A 17460-nucleotide genomic window follows, 5' to 3' on the forward strand; every position below is an offset into this window, starting at 1 on the left:
GATGCACGGCCCGTCTGAGCCGGACTCACATCAATGCATGCGTCGAGTAAGGGACAGTAAAAACGACACCTGGAGGCAACGCTTTGACATTTATAGTCAAGCGTTGAAGAGAGGAATGCCGATGCGTTTCTTGTTTGTCACTACTGCGACCGGCTTGTGACCGGCTGATTCGGTATGCCAACCACGGTGAAGAAGTAGACAGCGCGCAAACCGGCTGTCTGCATGCCGGTTTGCGCGCTCAGGTGCACTCAATGATGCTGATAGATGCCGTTGCTTTGTACGGAAATCGGCATCGCGCGGTTACCGCTTGCGGTCGTGCCGCCGGCGCCGGGGCCGTAGTCGCTGCTGGCGTTGCCACTGACCGGGCTCACGCGGTTTTCCGCGGCCTGGACGTCGGCCGGGTAGTCCTGCCGGTTGGCGTGCGGATCGTAGCCCGCCTGTTCGACACGCACGAGGTCGGCATTGACTTCGGCGCGCGTGACCGGCGAATTCGTGGTTTGAGCCTGCGACGCAAGCGGAGCGCCCAGTACAAAAAGAGCGGCAAGAAGGGTGGTTGCGCGAGCGTGTTTCATCGTCATGTTCTCCTGGGTGATTGCCCGATTAACGGTACCTGGAAGGTACGGGGAACAGATTAACGGCCGTCCCTACGTCAATCGATAGCATGAACGTCATCGCATTGATGCCGCACGAGCATGGTTCGAAATGCGGCTTGCGATGCGTTCGACTTACAGAACACCCGAAGATTGCTACGTATTCCGATGAGGCTGTTTTTTGGATTTCGCAACAATTTCGTGCACAGCGCGTTATATATCGGCCTGATTTCCGCCTTATATCGATGGATGCGGCGTCAATGACATCACGAATTCAAGGAAGGCTCGCGTCTTGGCGGGCGGATGATGCCGCGACGGATAGAGCGCATGGAGCGGGAAGCGCTCGTCAGGCCAATCGGGAAACAGATCGACGAGCCGGCCTTCCGCTAGCAGTTGCTCCGCGCTGATCTGCATGACCTGCGCAATGCCGTAGCCCGACAGGCAAACGCTCAGCATCGTTGCGACGTCGTTGACGACGAGGCGGCCGCCGGTTTCGACCTCGAGCTTCTTTCGCTTGCGATGAAACTCCCAGCCGAACGGCCGCCCGGTCTCAGGATCGCGGAACTCGATACACGCGTGCGTGCCCTTACCCAACTCCTGCGGCGTGAGCGGGCGCCCATTGCGCTTCAGGTACGACGGCGCGGCGACCGTGACGATGCGCGTGTCGAACAGCTTGCGCGCCACGAGACTCGACGTGCGCGGCTCGCCGAAGCGCACCGCGAGATCGAAACCTTCGGTGACCATATCTCCCAACTGATCGCGCGTGATCAGTTCGAGCCGCAGGTCGGGGTGATCGTCCATAAACGACTCGAGACGCGGGCCGAGAATCAGCCTTGAAAAGAACGGGTCGATATTGACGCGCAGCCGCCCGCGCACAACGGTCGCGCCGCCCGAGGCGGTCGCGGCCGCCTCTTCGAGGCCGGCGATCAACGGCGTGACCTGTTCGTAGAAGCGGCGTCCTTCGTCGGTCAGCGAGACGACGCGCGTCGTGCGATCGAACAGGCGGATGCCGAGCCGCGCTTCGAGCCGTGCAACCGCGCGGCTCACGCCCGATTGCGACATGTCGAGCTGTTCGCCCGCCGCAGCGAAACTGCCGGCGTCGACGATGGCGGTAAACACGCTCATGCCGTTCAACATGCGTTCATCGAATCCGGGCATCTATGCCACTCCGTCATTAATCCAATGACGGCGATGATATCGCGCAATGACTTGCCGATGTACAGAATGAAGCCCGTTACCGTGTTTTCGAAAGGAGCGTGCGATGAAGATTCAGGGAAGCCGTGTGTTGATCACCGGGGCGAACCGGGGGCTCGGCAAGGCGTTTGCCGAAGCGTTTCTGAAGGCGGGAGCAGCGAAGGTTTATGCGGGCGCGCGCGATATAGGCACAATGAGCGGCGCAGTGACCCGCACAATGAGCAGCGCAATGAGCGGTGCAACGAGTGGTGCGATGCACGATCGGCGCGTCACGCCGGTGCGGCTCGACGTGACCTCACCCGCCGACATCGATGCGGCTCTCGCGCAATGCGCCGATATCGACATCCTCGTCAACAACGCTGGAAGGATGCGCATGCAACCATTACTCGAGCCCGGCACGGCCGAGCTGGCGCGCGCGGAGATGGAAGTCAATTACTTCGGCACGTTATCGATGTCCCGTGCGTTCGCACCGGTGCTCGTGAAGAATGGCGGCGGCTGCATCGTCAATATGCTTTCGGTGGCGAGTTGGTACACCTATGCGTTCAACCCTGCCTATTGCGCCTCGAAGGCGGCCGCGCTTGCGGTGACCGACGGCCTGCGCACCGAGCTTGCGCCGCACGGCACGCAGGTCGTCGGTGTGTTTGCCGGGTTTATCGACACGGATATGGCCGCCAAGGTGACCGACGCGAAGGTCACGCCGCAGGAAGTGGCGCTGCGCACGCTGGTGGGCATCGAGGCGGGCTGTGACGAGGTGTTCGGCGACGATATCAGCCGCACCTTCCGCGAAACGCTCAATCGCGATGCGGCGAGCGTGCGGGCGGAAATGGCGCGGCTGTATCGCGAGTCGTTGCGGCAGTGACGGCTGTGCGCAGGGCGAGCTAAAGGGTGAGCGTCAGGGTGAAATTCAGGGCTTGTCGATCAGGCTCACATGAGCCGCGACGATGCGCCATCCGCCATGCAGGCCGGCCTCCGGTTGCGAATCGGGGCCGATCCTCGCCCACGTTTGCATCTGACGCCCGATCTGGTCGGTGTCCATGCTGATGAATTCGGTACTGACAGTCGCGAAATCGGTGCCGAAGGTCGTGACGACTGTGCGCTGCAGCCGGCGCGACCGCGGAACCGGCGTGGCGATTTTTCGGTACGCGCGGATCTGGTCGCTGCCATGCTGGATTTCGCTTATCCCATAGCGCACGGTTTGCGGGCTCTGCCAGAAGAGCATGTTGATCGTCATGTTGTCGTGATCGGCAAGCGCGCGCTCGTAGGCGGCAAAGGCGGCGGAAACTTCGGCTACGACCTGGGGAAGATTGAGTTGCATCACGAAAGTCCCTATTAACACGGAGTAAAAGCGGGCGGTGTAAAAGCGGGTGTTAGGCCCGTGCAAAAGCGGCATGCAAAGGGCGCATCGCTGCGCCCCGCTTATGCCGCGTCATGCGTAGGCCGACCTTCGTGAAGACAGTTGGCGACGTCGCTTTATTCCGAATAGGTGTGCAGCCTGCCATCGCGCTGGCTGCCTTGCGGGTGATGCGAAAGGTCCGAATCCGCGCGGCCGTGCGAAGTCGCTTCCCGATTTCCGAAATCCTCATTCTTTCGCATCAAGGCGACCGACACCAGCGCAATCAGTCCCAGCGTGCACAGGTACCACGCGAGATAGATGGGACTTCCATGCGCAAGCCTGACCAGATACGTTGCGATAACCGGTGCAAGGCCGCCGCCGATCGCACCGGACGTCTGCACCGCAAGCGAGATGCCGCTATAGCGAACCGACGCCGGAAACTGGATCGAGAAAAGATTGCCCTCCGGGCCGTATAGCAGCGCATAGACGCCCGCCAGGGCGATCAGCATCGCGAGATAGATGGACGCTGTGTTCGAAGCATTCAGCAGATCGAAGAACACAAAGGCAAATACACAGATGCCTATCGCACCGAGGGCAAACATCAGCCGATGCTGCGTTTTGTCGCCGAGCCACCCGGCTACCGGAATCGTGAATAGCGCGGCGGCCGCGCCCCAGATCATCGCGTGCAGCATCGTCGAACTGGCGATATGCAAACGCTGCGTGGCATACGACAGCGAAAACGTCGCGACTGTGTAGAACCACGTCACTTCGGCGAGGCGCGCGCCCGCGACCGTCAGCAGTTCGCGCTTGTGATGCCGCACCACGTGCAGCACCGGCGCCTTGACTTGTTCGCCGCGTTGCTTCATGCGTTCGAAGTCCGGCGACTCCGAAACCTTCAGGCGGATAAACCAGCCGACCGTCAGCAGCACGATGCTGGCCCAGAACGGCACGCGCCAACCCCAATCGAGCATGGCGTGTTCGGGTAATTTCGCAACGGCCGCCATCGCGATCGACGATAGAACAAGGCCGAATGCCACGCCCGCTTGCGGCAGACTGCCGAAAAATCCCTTCTTGCCCTTGGGCGCGTGCTCGACCGCCATCAATACGGCGCCGCCGTATTCGCCGCCAATCGCGAGCCCCTGAATCACGCTCATCAGCACGAGAATGACCGCTGCCCAATAGCCGATTTTTTCGTAGGTCGGCACGAGCCCGATCAGCACGGTCGGTGTGCCCATCATCACGACGGTTAGCAGCAGCATCGATTTTCTGCCGACCTTATCGCCGAAGTGTCCAAATACGATCGCGCCCACGGGCCGCGCGAAAAAACCCACCGCGTAGGTGCCGAACGCCGCGAGTGTGCCCGTGACCGGATCGAACGCGGGAAAGAAGATCCGGTTGAACACGAGCGCGGCGGCCGTGCCGTAGACAAAGAAGTCGTACCACTCGATGGTCGTGCCGATCAGGCTTGCGATACCGGCAATGGCATAAAGCCGCGGCGAATAGGCGGCATGCGGCGCGGCATGCGACGCGGTGTGGGCCGAAGATGCATCGGCGCCTTCAGTGCCCGACAGGGACATGTTCTCCTCCATCCGTCATGTGTTTTCCGGCGCACGCGCCGGGCGGGGGCGACAGGCCCGACGGAAGTATCGGCAGCGCAAATTCAATGAGCCATCGCGCGCGCGTCATAGCTGATATACGCGGTGTCCGTTTGATATCCGGGGCGCGGCGCCCATTCGCATGCATACCTGGTATGAGCGCGGCGTGCTGGCTTCGTCGCGCCGTTTTCCGAATACTTGAGCTAAACCACGCAATGCGCTGCATGCCGGCGTCGAGCCGAAGACCGGTGCGCGCAACCGCGTATGTCGTTTTTTGTTGGCGCAGATGGAGGCATCCGATGCAATTGAGAGAAAAGCAGTATTTCGATGAGCGCGCGACGCAGGAGATGAATCAGAACCTGAAGCCGAAGGCGCGCACGCTACAGGAAACGCTCGCGTACGCGTGCCGGATCCTCGCGATGACCGGGCAGGAAGCCGGGCTTGCCGGGCAGATCACCGCGCGCTCGGACAAGCGGCGTTGCTACTGGACGTTGCGGTTCGGTCTGGGTTTCGATGAAGCGACGCCCGACGACTTTATCGAAGTCGACGCCGATCTGAATACGATCAGCGGCAAAGGCATGGCGAATCCGGCCACGCGTTTTCATCTGTGGGTGTACGACGCGCGTCCGCAGACCAACGCGATCATTCACACGCATTCGCCCTATGTGTCGGCGCTTGTGGCCGCGCGTCAGCCGCTTGTGATTTCGCAAATGGATATGACGCCGCTCCACAACGACTGCGCGTTTCTCGCCGACTGGCCCGGCGTGCCGATCGCGGATCAGGAAGGCGTGGCGATTTCGGAAGCACTTGGCGACAAGCGGACCATTCTGCTCGCGCATCATGGGCAGTTGACGACGGGCGCCTATATCGAGGAAGCCGCGTATCTGGCCGTGTATCTCGAACGTGCGGCCCGCATGCAGGTGCGTGCGCGCGTGTTCGGTCCGATCACGCCGGTATCGGATGAACTGGCGGCGGAGGCGCACGATTATCTGCTCAAGCCGTCGATCGTGAAGGGCACCTTTGATTACTGGTGTCGTCAGGCCGACCGGATGTGAGTGCGTGAATGAGGTGGAGCCGCCGCTTGTTGAGGTTTCGAGCGGCCCGGGAAGATATTCGTAGGGAAGCGGGAGCGGAACTGGGTCCGCTCCCGTGTTGCTTTTCCAGCTTATTGCAGCAGCTTGAGGACCTTTTGGGGATCCGCATTCGCTTGCGCCAACACGGAGATATCGGCTTGCTGCAGCACTTGCGCGCGGCTCAGATCGGCTGTCGTGGAGGCGAAGTCCGTGTCCGTGATCTGCGACTGGGCGCTGGTGAGATCAGTCGATTCGTTTTGCTGCGATTGCGCGATCGCCTCGAAGCGGTTCTGCGTGGCGCCCATCGATGCCTGAATATTCGATATCGTGGCAAGCGCATTATCGATCGAGTTCAGTGCGTTGTTGGCGCCTTGCACGCTCGTAATGTCGATCTGCGATACGGCAGTCGGCTGGTTCAGCGTGTTCACGCCCGCCAGGACGCTGCCCGCGGGCTGGGCGCCCGAGGAAGCGGAACCGATCGCGCTGGTCGGCGCATTAGCGAACCCCAGATTGCCGGACGCGCCGGAGAACAGTGCCGTCTGCGCGGTCGATGAGAGCCGGTTGCCGTGCTGGTCGATGAACTTGAGGCCGCCGCTGCCGTCGGCTTCGACGGTGACGGAAGTGATCGTACCGCTGTCGCCGGCAACCGCATCGCGGCCCGTTGTCGCATTGACATTGATGCCTGAGATGACACCGAACACCGTGCCGTCGGCTGCGCCGGTACCGGCGGCAGCGGCGCTCGTAATTTCGGCCATTTCAACGGCCGGCGAGAGCGCGCTGCCGGTGCCGAGCGACAGTGTCGAGAGACCGTTGGTTGCCGTCGCGGTGAACAGGGCGGTGGACGCGGTCGAGGAGATCGCGGCGCCGTTCTGGTCGGTGAAGGTGAAGCCGCCGTTGCCGTTCGAGACGATGTTGATCGACGTGATCGCGCCCGCGCCGCTCGCTTCCGTGCCGTCCGCGTTCAGGTTCAGGCCCGTGATCGTGCCAAGCGTATTACCGGCCTGCACGAACCCACCGCCAAGCGATGCTGCCGAGACGCCCTGGCTTAGATCGAGCGAAACCGTCTGGCCGACGTTCGCGCCAACCTGCACCTGAATCACGCCTGCCGAGCCATCCATGAGGCGGATGCCGTTGAACTGCGTTTGCGAAGCGATGCGGTTCACTTCAGAGATCTGCTGCGTCACTTCCTGTTGCAACGCGGCCTGATTTTGCTCGGTCAGCGTGCCGCCCGCCGCTTCGCCGGCGAGCGCGCGGATACGCTGCAGGCTCGACGTGATCTGCGCGAGGGCCGTGTTGGTCGTTTGCACCATCGACACACCGTTGTTCGCGTTCTGCACACCCTGGGTCAGCCCGTTGATCTGGGTTTGCATCGACTCCGAAATGGCGAGGCCAGCTGCGTCATCCGCCGCACTGTTGATACGTTTGCCCGACGATAGACGCGTGATCGCCTGTTGCAACTCGCTGTTGGATGCGTTCATGTTCCCTTGAACGACCAGCGAGGGGATATTGGTGTTAATCGTGAGAGACATGTGGTTCTCCGTAGAAGGTTAAGTCGTGAATCGTCGAAACGTCGAGATCGGCGTGACACTCGTGCATGGCTGGCCGCCTCAGCCGCGTTGACGGCAGGACCGCGAATTGATTAAGGCCTGAAGACCCCGCTGGCCCGCCAGGTCAAGAGAATGTGGAATAGAAGGCAAACGCCGCTAAAGACGTTGGCACAAGATATGTCCGCCGTGACCCCCGGTAGAGGTTCAGATGAATGGCGACGGAAGCCTGCTTCAAAAAGTGGCTTTACATCAAGCCGATGCGCGTAGCGCAAGTTTTTGTGAAACGCACACGTATCGTGAATCGCATGAATTCATTGCGACACGATTCGATAAACCCGACAGCCACGATGTTCAAACTTCCTTAAGAAAATTAAGCCGTCTCGATGTTAGAGAAGCATTGCCCAAAGAGGCCTTAGCGTTTGCCGGAAGGCTTGAACTCGATCAGTCGTTACGCGATGCGCTAAGCGCGCAACAGCTGGCGGATTGTTTGCATGCGCTAGCGAAGTGGGACAAGAACGATGTTTTCCATAAGGCAGGGCTCGCGCTGTCTGCGCGCCTCGCCTATGAAGAACGGCCAGGCCTGCTGCTGGACGCGCAACGTGTCGCCCAGTGTCTCGATGCACTGGCGCGATGGGATCGCGAACCCGTGTGCCGTGCAGCGGGCGAACGGCTTGCGAGGAGGATTGCGGCCGAACCGCAGCTATGCGATGCGCTGAACCGGCACGAGGTTGTTGCCTGTCTCGGCGCGCTGGCCCGATGGCACGAAGCGTCCGCATGCGCGGAAGCCGGCATGCGTCTGGCCAGACGGATCGTCGACGACAAGGGTCTGGTCGACGGCCTTAACGGCCACGCGGTCGCCCAGTGTCTCAATGCGCTAGGCAAATGGGACAGCACGAGCATGGGTCTCGACGCCGTGAAACAACTGGCGGCACGCCTTGCAACGGACGAAGCGCTCGTGCGGCAGCTCAATGGCGCGCGCGTCGCTAACTGTCTGAGCGCGCTTGCCAGATGGTGCGATGACGATGTATGCCGCACTGCTGGAATACGGCTCGCAAGGCGTATTGCGGAAGATGGTCCGTTGCGGCATCACCTCAACGGAAGGCATGTGGCGGTCTGCCTCGGCGCGTTGGCAAGCTGGAACGACGACGACATGTGCCGCAAAGGGGCCGTACAACTGGCAAGGCGGCTCGCGTCGGACATGTCCCTTTGCGATCGGCTGACGGTGAAACACATCGTGAATTGTCTGCAGGCGCTAGGCAAACTGAGCAACGAAAGCGCGTGTCTTGCCGGTGCGATAAAGATCTCGCAGCGCGTGCTGACGGACCCAACGCTATGCGACGATCTTCATCAGGATCAGGTCGCCCGGTGCGCTGCCGCGCTCGAGGTCTGGGGATCGGAAGCGCTTCCCGCCAGGGCGAGGATGCGGCTCGGTCAACTCATGCAAGCAGGCACGGATTTTAGAAGTTAGCGCTCTAACGCCATTTGCCGTTCGCGATAAACGAAATGGTCTGCATAAAATCGTTAACTTGGTATGCCTAAGAAAAATCTCATGAAACGACTCTATCGGGGAATCCACATAGCGTCGTGGCCGCGAGCACACGTAATGGTTCCAGCGGCCATGTGAGGGTCTATGTGAGCGCGCCGCTGCGCGGCATTTTTTTAAAGCCAGCAGCAAAAGCAGCCCTCGATCGAACAGGGCGCTATCCCTTGAACGAATGAAGGTTTCGGAAAGCGAACGATCCTTTCCGACTATACATATTCGTCCTTCTACAAATCAGGCTGTTCGTGGATGATTGATCGCTGCATAAAGCCGTGGATGGGAAGTGAAAGACGAAGGCCTGTAACGAATATGATGCATTTCGCCACAGAAGCACTGAGAAACAAGCACATCCAGACCGAGGAGGAATGGCGCGATTTCGTGAGCAGGGACTGGAGCATGGAATGCGCGTTCGATTGCGGCGTGGGGCACCAGCTGCTCGCCACCTCATGGTTCATGGGTGACCTAAGATTCGAAGTAGCGGATCTGTCCGGTCAGCAGTGGACCTGGAAACCGGGGCCGGGCGTCGACAACTGGCGCAGGAATACGCTTGTCATCTTTCTGATCGAGAGCGGTGTGATCGAACTGGAGCAGGACGGCGCGGCCGCCACGCTCACCGCAGGTTCGCTGCTGCTGTTCGATCCGAGCATCAGCTATACGCAGACCTCGGGCCGCAATTCGCGTGGAATGACGTTGCGGGTGTCGAAGGCGTCGCTCGAGAAGCGCGGTAAAGTGCTATCCAGCCATCAGATGTTCGTACCGAACCCGGCGTCGCCCGACGTCACGTTGCTCAAATCGCTGCTCGCGGGCGCGACGGCATACGGCGAGCAGTGCAGCTCGTACGGCCGCACGCTGGTGGCCGAGCATCTGACCGATCTGATGGAGATCATTTCCGACGATCTGACGGCGCCCAAACGCGTGCTGAGTTCGGACGTCATGTTGCGCAAGGTCAAACGGTTTATCGAACGTAACGTCGGCAACGAGAACCTCGACCCCGACACGGTGGCCAACTCCCTCGGAATTTCGCGCCGCTATCTGACAAGGCTTTTCGAACGCGATGGGTCGTCGGTCATGCGTTACGTGTTGCAGCAACGGCTCGAGCGCGCGAAGCGGATCTTGACGAGCGGCGGCGCCGCGCTTCGTGTCAGCGACGTCGCGTGGCAGTGCGGCTTCGTCAGTGCCGCGCACTTCAGCAGAGCGTTCAAGAAGCAGTATGGACGAAGCCCGACCGACTTCCAGGGCGGCGACGCAGACGCAGCGCACCGCGCCCAATAGCGTCCCTTTGCGGCACTATTCGTTTGGTCTAACAGCGCACTGATTGAAACGGCACGTCACGCGTGCTGCGGGTTCCGCCGCTCAGCGCACGTTGCTACTCTAGCGCGCAGTCATATTCCTTCCCGTTACCGGCCTCGCACAGCAGCTTGTCGCGACCTGGCGTTGCTTTAGGCTGCGCGGTATGAATCGGAAGCCCTAAGGTCATCGCCTGATGGATCAGGTCCACGACGTTTGTGGCGCCCATCTTTTCCATCGCGTTCTTGCGGTGGATCTTGACCGTGTATTCGCTGATATCGAGCTCTTTCGCGATCTGCTTGTTCAGGAGGCCCGCCGCCACATACGCAAAAACCTCGCGCTCGCGCGGCGTCAACAGATCGTAGCGCACGCGCACCTGCTTCACGTTCTTCGCCATGTTCAAGCGCTCGCGATGGCAATTGATCGCCTGCGCGATAGCGTCGAGCATGTCTTCTTCGCGAAACGGCTTGTTCAGAAAGTCGATCGCGCCCGCCTTCATCGCCTTGACCGTCATCTTGGTGTCGGCATAGCCGGTCAGAAAGACAATCGGAATCGGGAACTCCATCCTGTTGATCTCGCTTTGCAGGTGAAAGCCGCTTTGCCCCGGAAAGCGCACATCGAGAACAATACAGCCCGGTACTTCTTCGGGGATCTCCGACTTGAGAAATTCATCAGGCGAACAGAACGATTGAACCTGAACGCCGACCGAGCGCAGCAGGGAATCGAGCGCCGTGCGCACCGAGGAATCATCGTCCACGACAAAGACCGTCGGCGATCCGCCTTCGGCATTATCGTCTTTTGCGTCTGTCGGCCATGTTTCCATTGTTGCTACTCCTTGCATCCACGCTATTCCAAAGCAGTGTTCCGAAGTCACTTCTGTGACGACCGCATGGTTAGTCCGCGCATTGGACAAAGCAAGGCTATGAATCGGGAAGCTGTGTACATGAATCTGGATGATTAGCGGATGCGCTTGCACGCGCCATCCGGACAGTAAATAGTGCCTGGCGGCAAGGATTGTCCGCGAATCGCGGATTGTGAATCGCCACTGCGTGCACTTATGTTAAAAGGCGATATTGCGGATAATCGCTCCGTGAGTGAAGGAGACATCATGCAACACGATCTGATTGAACGCGGCTGGACCGATATGAATGCGGCGTCGCCGAAAGCCGGAGCGGTCGCGCATCTCACGGATCCGGGCGATGCGCTTTGGACCGGCATCGTCGAGATCGGCGCAGCGGAAACTTACACGCTCGACGCGGGCTGGCGTCACGACCTGTATGTGCTGCGCGGCAATGTCGAGGTCAACGGTCAGCGGCTGCACTACGACGATTTTCTGGTTCAGTGCGGTGCGGGCGTCGTGCACGCAGGGCAGGGCGGCGCGCGCCTCTTCGTGTATCGGGAGGCATCGGGTTCGCACTGCAAGCCGACTGTTTCCGGCGCGGCGAGCCGCGCATGGCGCGATGGACGCAATCCGCAGATGCGTGTGGCGCCGCTATCGAATCACGGGCATATCGTCAGCATGGTGGCCTGGGAGCCCGGCGCGCGTACGATCGATCACGGCCATTCGAATGGCGAAGAGATCTTCGTATTGAGCGGAGAGCTAAGGAACGCAGTCGACCGGTATCCGGCCGGCAGCTGGTTACGCTTGCATCCGGGCGCGCGGCACGAGCCGTTCGCCGAGGTGCCCACGACAATTCTGCTGCGCAACGGCCATTTGCAGGCGGCATCGAGACCGGGCGCGGGCGAGGGCGCCGCGCGCGACGAGGGCAAACGGCCCGGCCACACGCCGACGAGTTACCTCAGGCGGCGCCAGCGCGGGTTTTGATGTGGGCTTTGAGCGAATCGACGAAGGCTCGCACTTTCGGCGGCGTGTGCTTGCCCGGCGGAAAGAGCGCATGCACCGGCAGTGCCGCGCTCGACCAGTCGTTATAGACACGCACAAGCCGCCCTGCGTCGATATCGGCCTGCACGGTGAAATCGGACAATAGCGCGATGCCGGCGCCGTTTCTGGCTGCCGCGCGGCATGCGTACATCGTGTCCGCGATCAGGCACACGTCGAAGTCGATCTCGAGCGAATCCTGCCCGGCGGTGCGAATCAGATGGTAGCGCGACGGATTCGGCAGCACCGAAAGAGCCACAAATGGCACGTTCGCCGCAGCGCCGATGTCGGCCGGCAGCGTATTGCGCCGCAGGAAATCGGGGCTGGCGACAAGCCACTTCGACACCTCGTCGATGCGCAGCGCGCGGTGGCTCGAGTCCATCAGTTCGCCCACGCGGATCGCCACGTCGACTCCTTCCGCAACGAGGTCGATATAGTGATCGCCCGACATCATTTCGATGCACAGATCCGTATGGTCGCTGCGCAGACGCGCCAGCACCGGCGCAATGACGGTCGCGCTGTATTCGACCGAAGAGGCGACCCTCAAGGTGCCGCGCAGCGCATGCGCCGCAGGACTGACGGTGGAAACGGCTTCGTCTGCGAGGCGCGTCATTTCGCGGCAGGCCTCGAAAAACAAGGCGCCCGCTTCCGTGACGCTGATGCGCCGCGTGGTTCTGACGATCAGGCTGGCGCCAAGCTCGAGTTCGAGCCGCTGGATGCTTTTGCTGACCACCGACTTGCCGACGGACAGGCGCTTCGCGGCCCGCGTCAGCGAGCCCGTTTCGATCACCGCCATGTAGACGAGGAGATGTTCGAATGTCAGATTGCGCAAGGAGAACATGGCGCGATCAACGATGGTCCATATGCTTGCTGAGGAAGGCCGCCGTGTGATCGAGCGCGTGCCTCGCCGCCTCGAGTTCCGCGACGCTTTGCTGGAAGACGTGTTGCATGCCCGACCATTCCTGCAGCGTCACGTCATGCCCTCGTGCATGCGCTTCTTTCGCGTAACGCAGCGCGTCGTCGTAGAGAATTTCTTCGGAGCCGACCTGGATGAGTAGCGGCGGCAGGCGATCCGGAATGCCGAACAACGGTGAGGCGCGCGGGTCGTCCGGCGTGGCGAACCGCAGATATCCGGCTGCCGCCGCGCGCAGCGCGTTTTCCTCGAGCAGCAGATCGCTGGAGGCGCGGTCGCGAATGCTCGCCCCGCTCAAGGAGAGATCGGTCCACGGGGAAAACACGACTGCGGCCGACGGCCTCGCGGTTTGCGCGAGGGTGGCCAGCGTGAGTCCGCCGCCCGCCGAATCGCCCACTACGCCGACTTTGCGATAAAAGAACGACAGGCGCTCGACGGCGGCGGCCGCGAGGTCGAGTGCCGCGGGCAAGGCGGTCTCCGGCGCGAGCGGATATTCGAGGATAAAGGTGGTCCGCCGCGCGCGCATGGCGATCTGGCTCGCGAAGCCGCGATAAGCGGGCGCGGTGCCCATCGTGTATGCGCCGCCATGCAGATAGAGCAGCGCCTGATCGTCGAGCCGGTCCTCGGGCACGCAAACCCAGCCGGGCACGGCAGGGTCCGTGGAAGGATGCAGCGACACGCCCCAGGCGGGCGGCGTCAGCGCGAAGAAGGCATCGTAGACGACGCGCGGCGATATGCCGGCCTGCACCCCCGCCCAGGTTCGCCGGAACGCGCGATGGACTTCGGGCGCGGCGTCGTAATCGGCCTGCGACAGGGCAAAGACGTCGATCGGAAGCGTGGTGTCGATCTGCAACATGGAGGCCTCATCGAACAGCGCGAACAGCGAATACACGACAGGCAATGGACTCGGCGAAGCGGTGCGCCGATCCTGTGGTACGCGGCGCTTATCTCGCGTAGCCCTGCGCGACCTGGCCCATCAGCGTGGCGAACGGCATGTCGAGCGCTGAGTAGACTTCGGCCGCTTTCGGATCGGCGTTGTCGGCCATGATTTCGACCATGGTGGTCGCGTAGTCGGACACCTCGATGCCCAGCGCGATCAGGCGCGCCAAGCCGGCTTCGTGCTTGTAGCTGCTGAAGGTGCCGCAGGCGTCGAGCGCCACCACGGGCTGGAAGCCTTCTTCGCGGGCCGAAATGGCGGGCAGCGACGCGCAGACTTCGAAACTGAGGCCCGCGATAATCAGATGATCGCGGCCGGCCGCCTTCACCTTGTCGACGAAGCGCGGCTCGTCCCACGCGTTGACGGTCGAGCGGTCGAGGATCGCATCGTCGCCGAGCACCGCGCGCAGTTCCGGGATCGTCGGGCCCCACATGCTGTCGCGCGCGGTCGTCACCGCGATGACGGGCAGCCCGAGCGCCCTGGCGGCTTTGGCGAGACCGACGACGTTGTGCTTGAGCTCGCCGACGCCGATATCGCGCACGCCCGTGAAAAGGCCGACCTGATGGTCGATCAGCAGGACGGCGGTATTGTCGCGGGTCATGCGGGTACGGGCCTGAGCCATGGTCGTCACCTTTCGTTCCGTGGAACACGGATGGTTGGCCGGCTCGCCGCATTAAGCAAGGTTGCCGCGCCGGAAGGTGCGTGCAGGATTCTGGAAGATCGCTGCCGGGCCGGTCTTTCGCGCTTTTCAACCGGTTAATACACTGGCCGCATAGGCGTTGAACGCAGCGTCCAATTGTCTGTACAACGATTCAGCATGAAATGACAGGTAAGATATGCATCATAAATACGCGCCATCCAGCCCGATGGACGCTTCCCTCGATGCCCACTAAGGAAAGCGATCAATGTTGGATCTGAACGACGTGTACTACTTTGTGCAGGTTGTCGACCATAAGAGCATTACCGCGGCCGCTCGCGCGCTCGCACTGCCCAAATCGACCATCAGCTACCGGATCAACCAGCTGGAAGGCCAGTTGGGAGCACGCCTCATCAACCGCACGTCGCGGCAGTTCGCGGTGACCGACATCGGCGCTGAGTTTTACCGCCGCGCCCGTCTGATGCTGCAGCAGGCGCAGGCGGCCGAGTGTGCGGTGCGGCAGCGCATGACCGTGCCCAGCGGCCTCGTGCGCATCTCGGTGGCGGTCGCCACCTCGCAATTCGTGATGAGCAAACTGCTGCCGGAGTTCGGCCGGCAGTATCCGCAGATACGCCTGTTCCAGCGTACGTCCGATGCGGAAGTCGACATCGTCGCCGAAGGCTTCGATGTTGCGGTCCGTGCGCACTCGATGCCGTTACAGGACTCGAACCTGATTCAACGGCCGCTTGCGCCTACGCCGTGGATGCTGTTTTGCAGCCCGCAGTACCTCGAAGCGTCGGACCCGATCGTGCGGCCAGACGATCTGCTGCATCGGCCGGCGCTTTTCATGATTCGCGAGGGCGTGCCGTTCCAGTGGACGCTGCGGCATCGCGAGGGCGAAATCCAGACGCTGCGGGTCGAACCGGTACTGATGACCGACTGCATGTTGACGCTGAAGGATGCGGCGGTCGGCGGTCTCGGCATTGTGGCCTTGCCGGGCTATGTCTGCCGGGCGGAACTCGAGCAAGGTCATCTTGTGCGCGTGCTGCCCGACTGGACCGCGGGCGACGCCAGTCTGACCGCGCTCGTGCCGTATGGACAGAACCAGTTGCCCTCCGTGCGCGCGCTGCTCGATTATCTCGTTGCCGAAATTCCGCGCGTGGTCGGCCAATAAGACTCAGGAAAAGACTTCAATAAAATGGCGGGATAGCTTTAACGTTTTGCTTTTATAGTTCCTAAGAACTAGCCATAACAATTTAGCATTGCAATATATATAAATAGAACGACTTGCCATCTGCCTTAATTAAAGTGCATGGCTTACCATTTTCGCCTGGGCAATGCTGCATTCGCTTGTGTGCCAGGTGAATTCAATCCTTGAACTACGATGCCATCGAAGGTTTTCGAGGATATTGCATTGCCTCGCGATGCTTTTCTCATTCAACGGGCAGTGAAAAACAGAGGGTGCACATGGCAAGTCTTAAGAAGCGCGATGGATCGAGCGTCGCTCCCGCCATCATGAGCAAATTTATCGAGGGCTTTGCCGGTAAAGTCTTTTATCCGGATACGCCCGCTTATGACGCGGCACGAGATATATGGAACAGGAGAATCTCGAAATCGCCCGGTCTTATCGTGCAGTGCTCATCGACTTACGAGATCGCTCAGGCGGTGAAGTTCGCGCGTGAAAACGACCTTGCCGTGGCGGTGAAGGGCGGCGGGCACAATGTGGCCGGCCATGCGTTGTGCGACGACGGGCTCGTGATCGACCTGTCGCCGATGAAGCAGGTGATGGTCGACGAAGACACGCCGACCGTGGTCGTGCAGGGCGGGGCCCTGCTCGAAGACCTCGATCGCGCGACGCATCGGTTCGGGCTCGCGGTGCCGACCGGCGTCGTGTCGAAGATCGGCGTCGCGGGGCTCACGCTGGGCGGCGGATGCGGCTGGCTGTCGCGTCGGTATGGTTTGGCGTGTGACAGCCTGCTGTCGTGCGAAATCGTCACAGCGCAAGGCGAGATGCTGACCGCGCATCAAACCCAGCATGCGGATCTGTTCTGGGCGATTCGAGGCGGTGCGGGAAACTTCGGGATCGTGTCTTCGCTGACTTTTCGCGCTCATCCGGTCTCGAAGGTGTACGGCGGCTTCGTTGCCTATCCGCGCGAAGACGCGGTGAAGGTGCTGCGCTCCTATCGCAACTTCATGGCGCACGCACCCGATGAACTGACCGCTTACGCGGGCCTGATGTCGACACCGGACGGCAAGCCCGCGGTCGCGTTGATGATGTGCTACTGCGGAACCGAAAGTGACGGCGAGCGCGTGACGAGACCGCTGCGCGAAATCGTCACGCCGCTCTTTTCGGCGGTGCAGTCGATGCCGTTTCCCGACATGCAGAGGCTTGCCGATCAGGCCAATCCGGAAGGCATTAACAATTACTGGCGCTCGACGTTCGTGAAGGAACTCAGCGATGACGTGATCGAGCTTATCGTCGAGCAAAGCAATCGGGCCGAGTCGCCGTTGAGCATCGTTCTGCTGCAGATTTTCGACGGCGCGGTGCGCAATATCGGCGTCGCGGATACGGCTTACCCGCACCGCGATGCGGGCTTCAACGTTGCGATCGAAGCCAAATGGATCGAACCGAAAGACAGCAATTGCAATATCAGCTGGGTGCGCGACTTTGCGAGCGCATTGCGGCCGCATTCGGCGAAGACGTGCCTCGTGAACTTTCTTGGCGATGAAAGTGCGACCGAGGTCCGGGCAGCGTTCGGCAGCAACCATGAACGGCTCGCCCAGATCAAGGCGAAATACGATCCGACGAACTTCTTCAGGCTCAATCCGAATATCGAGCCCAAGGAGTGAGCGTGGCGCGCGGTTTTGCGCAGTTACGTTTCGATGTGTCTGCCCACGCCACGCATAGCGATACTGGCTAGCTGGAACTAGCTAG

The 17460-nt window shown here is 61.2% G+C and carries 16 protein-coding genes; 7 read left to right on the plus strand and 9 right to left on the minus strand.

From position 1 onward, the window contains the following. Positions 1 to 248: 248 nt before the first annotated feature. Positions 249 to 572 carry a DUF4148 domain-containing protein gene (locus KZJ38_RS31465; RefSeq protein ID WP_219800960.1) on the minus strand — a complete coding sequence of 108 codons (324 nt, stop codon included), beginning with the start codon at positions 570 to 572 and terminating at the stop codon, positions 249 to 251. Positions 573 to 827: 255 nt separating this feature from the next. Then, positions 828 to 1748: a LysR family transcriptional regulator gene (locus tag KZJ38_RS31470; RefSeq protein WP_219800961.1), complete on the minus strand. Its 921-nt coding sequence runs from the start codon at positions 1746 to 1748 to the stop codon at positions 828 to 830. A 103-nt stretch (positions 1749 to 1851) separates the two neighbouring features. Between KZJ38_RS31470 and KZJ38_RS31475 the strand changes: the two genes are divergently transcribed. After that, positions 1852 to 2643, plus strand: coding sequence for an SDR family oxidoreductase (locus KZJ38_RS31475; RefSeq protein WP_219800962.1), 792 nt, complete (start codon positions 1852 to 1854; stop codon positions 2641 to 2643). A gap of 45 nt (positions 2644 to 2688) precedes the next feature. On the opposite strand, the gene hpxZ is transcribed toward KZJ38_RS31475, so the two are convergent. Both hpxZ and KZJ38_RS31485 read right to left on the minus strand, forming a co-directional pair. After that, complete coding sequence (hpxZ, locus tag KZJ38_RS31480) at positions 2689 to 3099, minus strand: oxalurate catabolism protein HpxZ (RefSeq protein ID WP_219800963.1); 411 nt, start codon at positions 3097 to 3099, stop codon at positions 2689 to 2691. A gap of 155 nt (positions 3100 to 3254) precedes the next feature. Next, a complete protein-coding gene (locus KZJ38_RS31485) occupies positions 3255 to 4694 on the minus strand; it encodes an MFS transporter (protein WP_246641854.1) in 1440 nt (479 codons plus the stop codon). 317 nt (positions 4695 to 5011) lie between these two features. On the opposite strand from KZJ38_RS31485, the gene KZJ38_RS31490 reads away from it, so the two are divergent. Continuing rightward, positions 5012 to 5767 (plus strand): aldolase, encoded by a 756-nt coding sequence (locus tag KZJ38_RS31490; RefSeq protein ID WP_219800965.1) that lies wholly within the window; start codon positions 5012 to 5014, stop codon positions 5765 to 5767. A 110-nt stretch (positions 5768 to 5877) separates the two neighbouring features. On the opposite strand, the gene KZJ38_RS31495 is transcribed toward KZJ38_RS31490, so the two are convergent. Beyond that, positions 5878 to 7314: a flagellin N-terminal helical domain-containing protein gene (locus KZJ38_RS31495; protein ID WP_219800966.1), complete on the minus strand. Its 1437-nt coding sequence runs from the start codon at positions 7312 to 7314 to the stop codon at positions 5878 to 5880. Between the two features lie 505 nt (positions 7315 to 7819). Between KZJ38_RS31495 and KZJ38_RS31500 the strand changes: the two genes are divergently transcribed. Together KZJ38_RS31500 and KZJ38_RS31505 are read left to right on the plus strand one after the other, a co-directional pair. Further along, entirely contained in the window at positions 7820 to 8800 is a 981-nt protein-coding gene (locus KZJ38_RS31500; protein WP_219800967.1) for a hypothetical protein, read from the plus strand. Positions 8801 to 9181: 381 nt separating this feature from the next. Further along, the gene (locus KZJ38_RS31505) at positions 9182 to 10144 is read left to right on the plus strand and encodes a helix-turn-helix domain-containing protein (protein ID WP_219800968.1); all 963 of its coding nucleotides are present in this window, start codon (positions 9182 to 9184) and stop codon (positions 10142 to 10144) included. Between the two features lie 94 nt (positions 10145 to 10238). Here the strand turns inward: KZJ38_RS31505 and KZJ38_RS31510 are convergent, their stop codons facing one another. After that, complete coding sequence (locus KZJ38_RS31510; protein ID WP_219800969.1) at positions 10239 to 10982, minus strand: response regulator transcription factor; 744 nt, start codon at positions 10980 to 10982, stop codon at positions 10239 to 10241. Positions 10983 to 11267: 285 nt separating this feature from the next. Here KZJ38_RS31510 and KZJ38_RS31515 point away from each other — a divergent pair, with 285 nt between their 5' ends. Then, entirely contained in the window at positions 11268 to 11984 is a 717-nt protein-coding gene (locus KZJ38_RS31515) for a cupin domain-containing protein (protein WP_219800970.1), read from the plus strand. On the opposite strand, the gene KZJ38_RS31520 is transcribed toward KZJ38_RS31515, so the two are convergent. From KZJ38_RS31520 to KZJ38_RS31530, 3 genes are all read right to left on the minus strand, one after another. After that, positions 11959 to 12879 carry a LysR family transcriptional regulator gene (locus tag KZJ38_RS31520; protein WP_219800971.1) on the minus strand — a complete coding sequence of 307 codons (921 nt, stop codon included), beginning with the start codon at positions 12877 to 12879 and terminating at the stop codon, positions 11959 to 11961. The genes KZJ38_RS31515 and KZJ38_RS31520 overlap by 26 nt on opposite strands. Positions 12880 to 12886: 7 nt before the next feature. After that, positions 12887 to 13807 (minus strand): alpha/beta hydrolase fold domain-containing protein, encoded by a 921-nt coding sequence (locus tag KZJ38_RS31525; RefSeq protein WP_219800972.1) that lies wholly within the window; start codon positions 13805 to 13807, stop codon positions 12887 to 12889. An 88-nt stretch (positions 13808 to 13895) separates the two neighbouring features. Then, the gene (locus KZJ38_RS31530) at positions 13896 to 14510 is read right to left on the minus strand and encodes an isochorismatase family protein (protein ID WP_219800973.1); all 615 of its coding nucleotides are present in this window, start codon (positions 14508 to 14510) and stop codon (positions 13896 to 13898) included. A gap of 283 nt (positions 14511 to 14793) precedes the next feature. Here KZJ38_RS31530 and KZJ38_RS31535 point away from each other — a divergent pair, with 283 nt between their 5' ends. Together KZJ38_RS31535 and KZJ38_RS31540 are read left to right on the plus strand one after the other, a co-directional pair. Continuing rightward, on the plus strand, positions 14794 to 15699 hold the full coding sequence (locus KZJ38_RS31535; RefSeq protein WP_219800974.1) for a LysR substrate-binding domain-containing protein: 906 nt from the start codon (positions 14794 to 14796) through the stop codon (positions 15697 to 15699). 293 nt (positions 15700 to 15992) lie between these two features. After that, complete coding sequence (locus tag KZJ38_RS31540; protein WP_219803740.1) at positions 15993 to 17375, plus strand: FAD-binding oxidoreductase; 1383 nt, start codon at positions 15993 to 15995, stop codon at positions 17373 to 17375. The last annotated feature ends 85 nt before the right edge of the window (positions 17376 to 17460 follow it).

It is taken from the genome of Paraburkholderia edwinii (assembly GCF_019428685.1).
Taxonomy (GTDB): Bacteria; Pseudomonadota; Gammaproteobacteria; order Burkholderiales; family Burkholderiaceae; genus Paraburkholderia; species Paraburkholderia edwinii.

Bases quoted from the DNA above. Each gene is read 5' to 3' on its own strand.
- KZJ38_RS31465 (WP_219800960.1), bottom strand. From the start codon at position 572: ATGAAACACGCTCGCGCAACCACCCTTCTTGCCGCTCTTTTTGTACTG.
- KZJ38_RS31470 (WP_219800961.1), bottom strand. From the start codon at position 1,748: ATGCCCGGATTCGATGAACGCATGTTGAACGGCATGAGCGTGTTTACC.
- KZJ38_RS31475 (WP_219800962.1), top strand. From the start codon at position 1,852: ATGAAGATTCAGGGAAGCCGTGTGTTGATCACCGGGGCGAACCGGGGG.
- hpxZ (WP_219800963.1), bottom strand. From the start codon at position 3,099: ATGCAACTCAATCTTCCCCAGGTCGTAGCCGAAGTTTCCGCCGCCTTT.
- KZJ38_RS31485 (WP_246641854.1), bottom strand. From the start codon at position 4,694: ATGTCCCTGTCGGGCACTGAAGGCGCCGATGCATCTTCGGCCCACACC.
- KZJ38_RS31490 (WP_219800965.1), top strand. From the start codon at position 5,012: ATGCAATTGAGAGAAAAGCAGTATTTCGATGAGCGCGCGACGCAGGAG.
- KZJ38_RS31495 (WP_219800966.1), bottom strand. From the start codon at position 7,314: ATGTCTCTCACGATTAACACCAATATCCCCTCGCTGGTCGTTCAAGGG.
- KZJ38_RS31505 (WP_219800968.1), top strand. From the start codon at position 9,182: ATGATGCATTTCGCCACAGAAGCACTGAGAAACAAGCACATCCAGACC.
- KZJ38_RS31510 (WP_219800969.1), bottom strand. From the start codon at position 10,982: ATGGAAACATGGCCGACAGACGCAAAAGACGATAATGCCGAAGGCGGA.
- KZJ38_RS31515 (WP_219800970.1), top strand. From the start codon at position 11,268: ATGCAACACGATCTGATTGAACGCGGCTGGACCGATATGAATGCGGCG.
- KZJ38_RS31520 (WP_219800971.1), bottom strand. From the start codon at position 12,879: ATGTTCTCCTTGCGCAATCTGACATTCGAACATCTCCTCGTCTACATG.
- KZJ38_RS31525 (WP_219800972.1), bottom strand. From the start codon at position 13,807: ATGTTGCAGATCGACACCACGCTTCCGATCGACGTCTTTGCCCTGTCG.
- KZJ38_RS31530 (WP_219800973.1), bottom strand. From the start codon at position 14,510: ATGGCTCAGGCCCGTACCCGCATGACCCGCGACAATACCGCCGTCCTG.
- KZJ38_RS31535 (WP_219800974.1), top strand. From the start codon at position 14,794: ATGTTGGATCTGAACGACGTGTACTACTTTGTGCAGGTTGTCGACCAT.
- KZJ38_RS31540 (WP_219803740.1), top strand. From the start codon at position 15,993: ATGGCAAGTCTTAAGAAGCGCGATGGATCGAGCGTCGCTCCCGCCATC.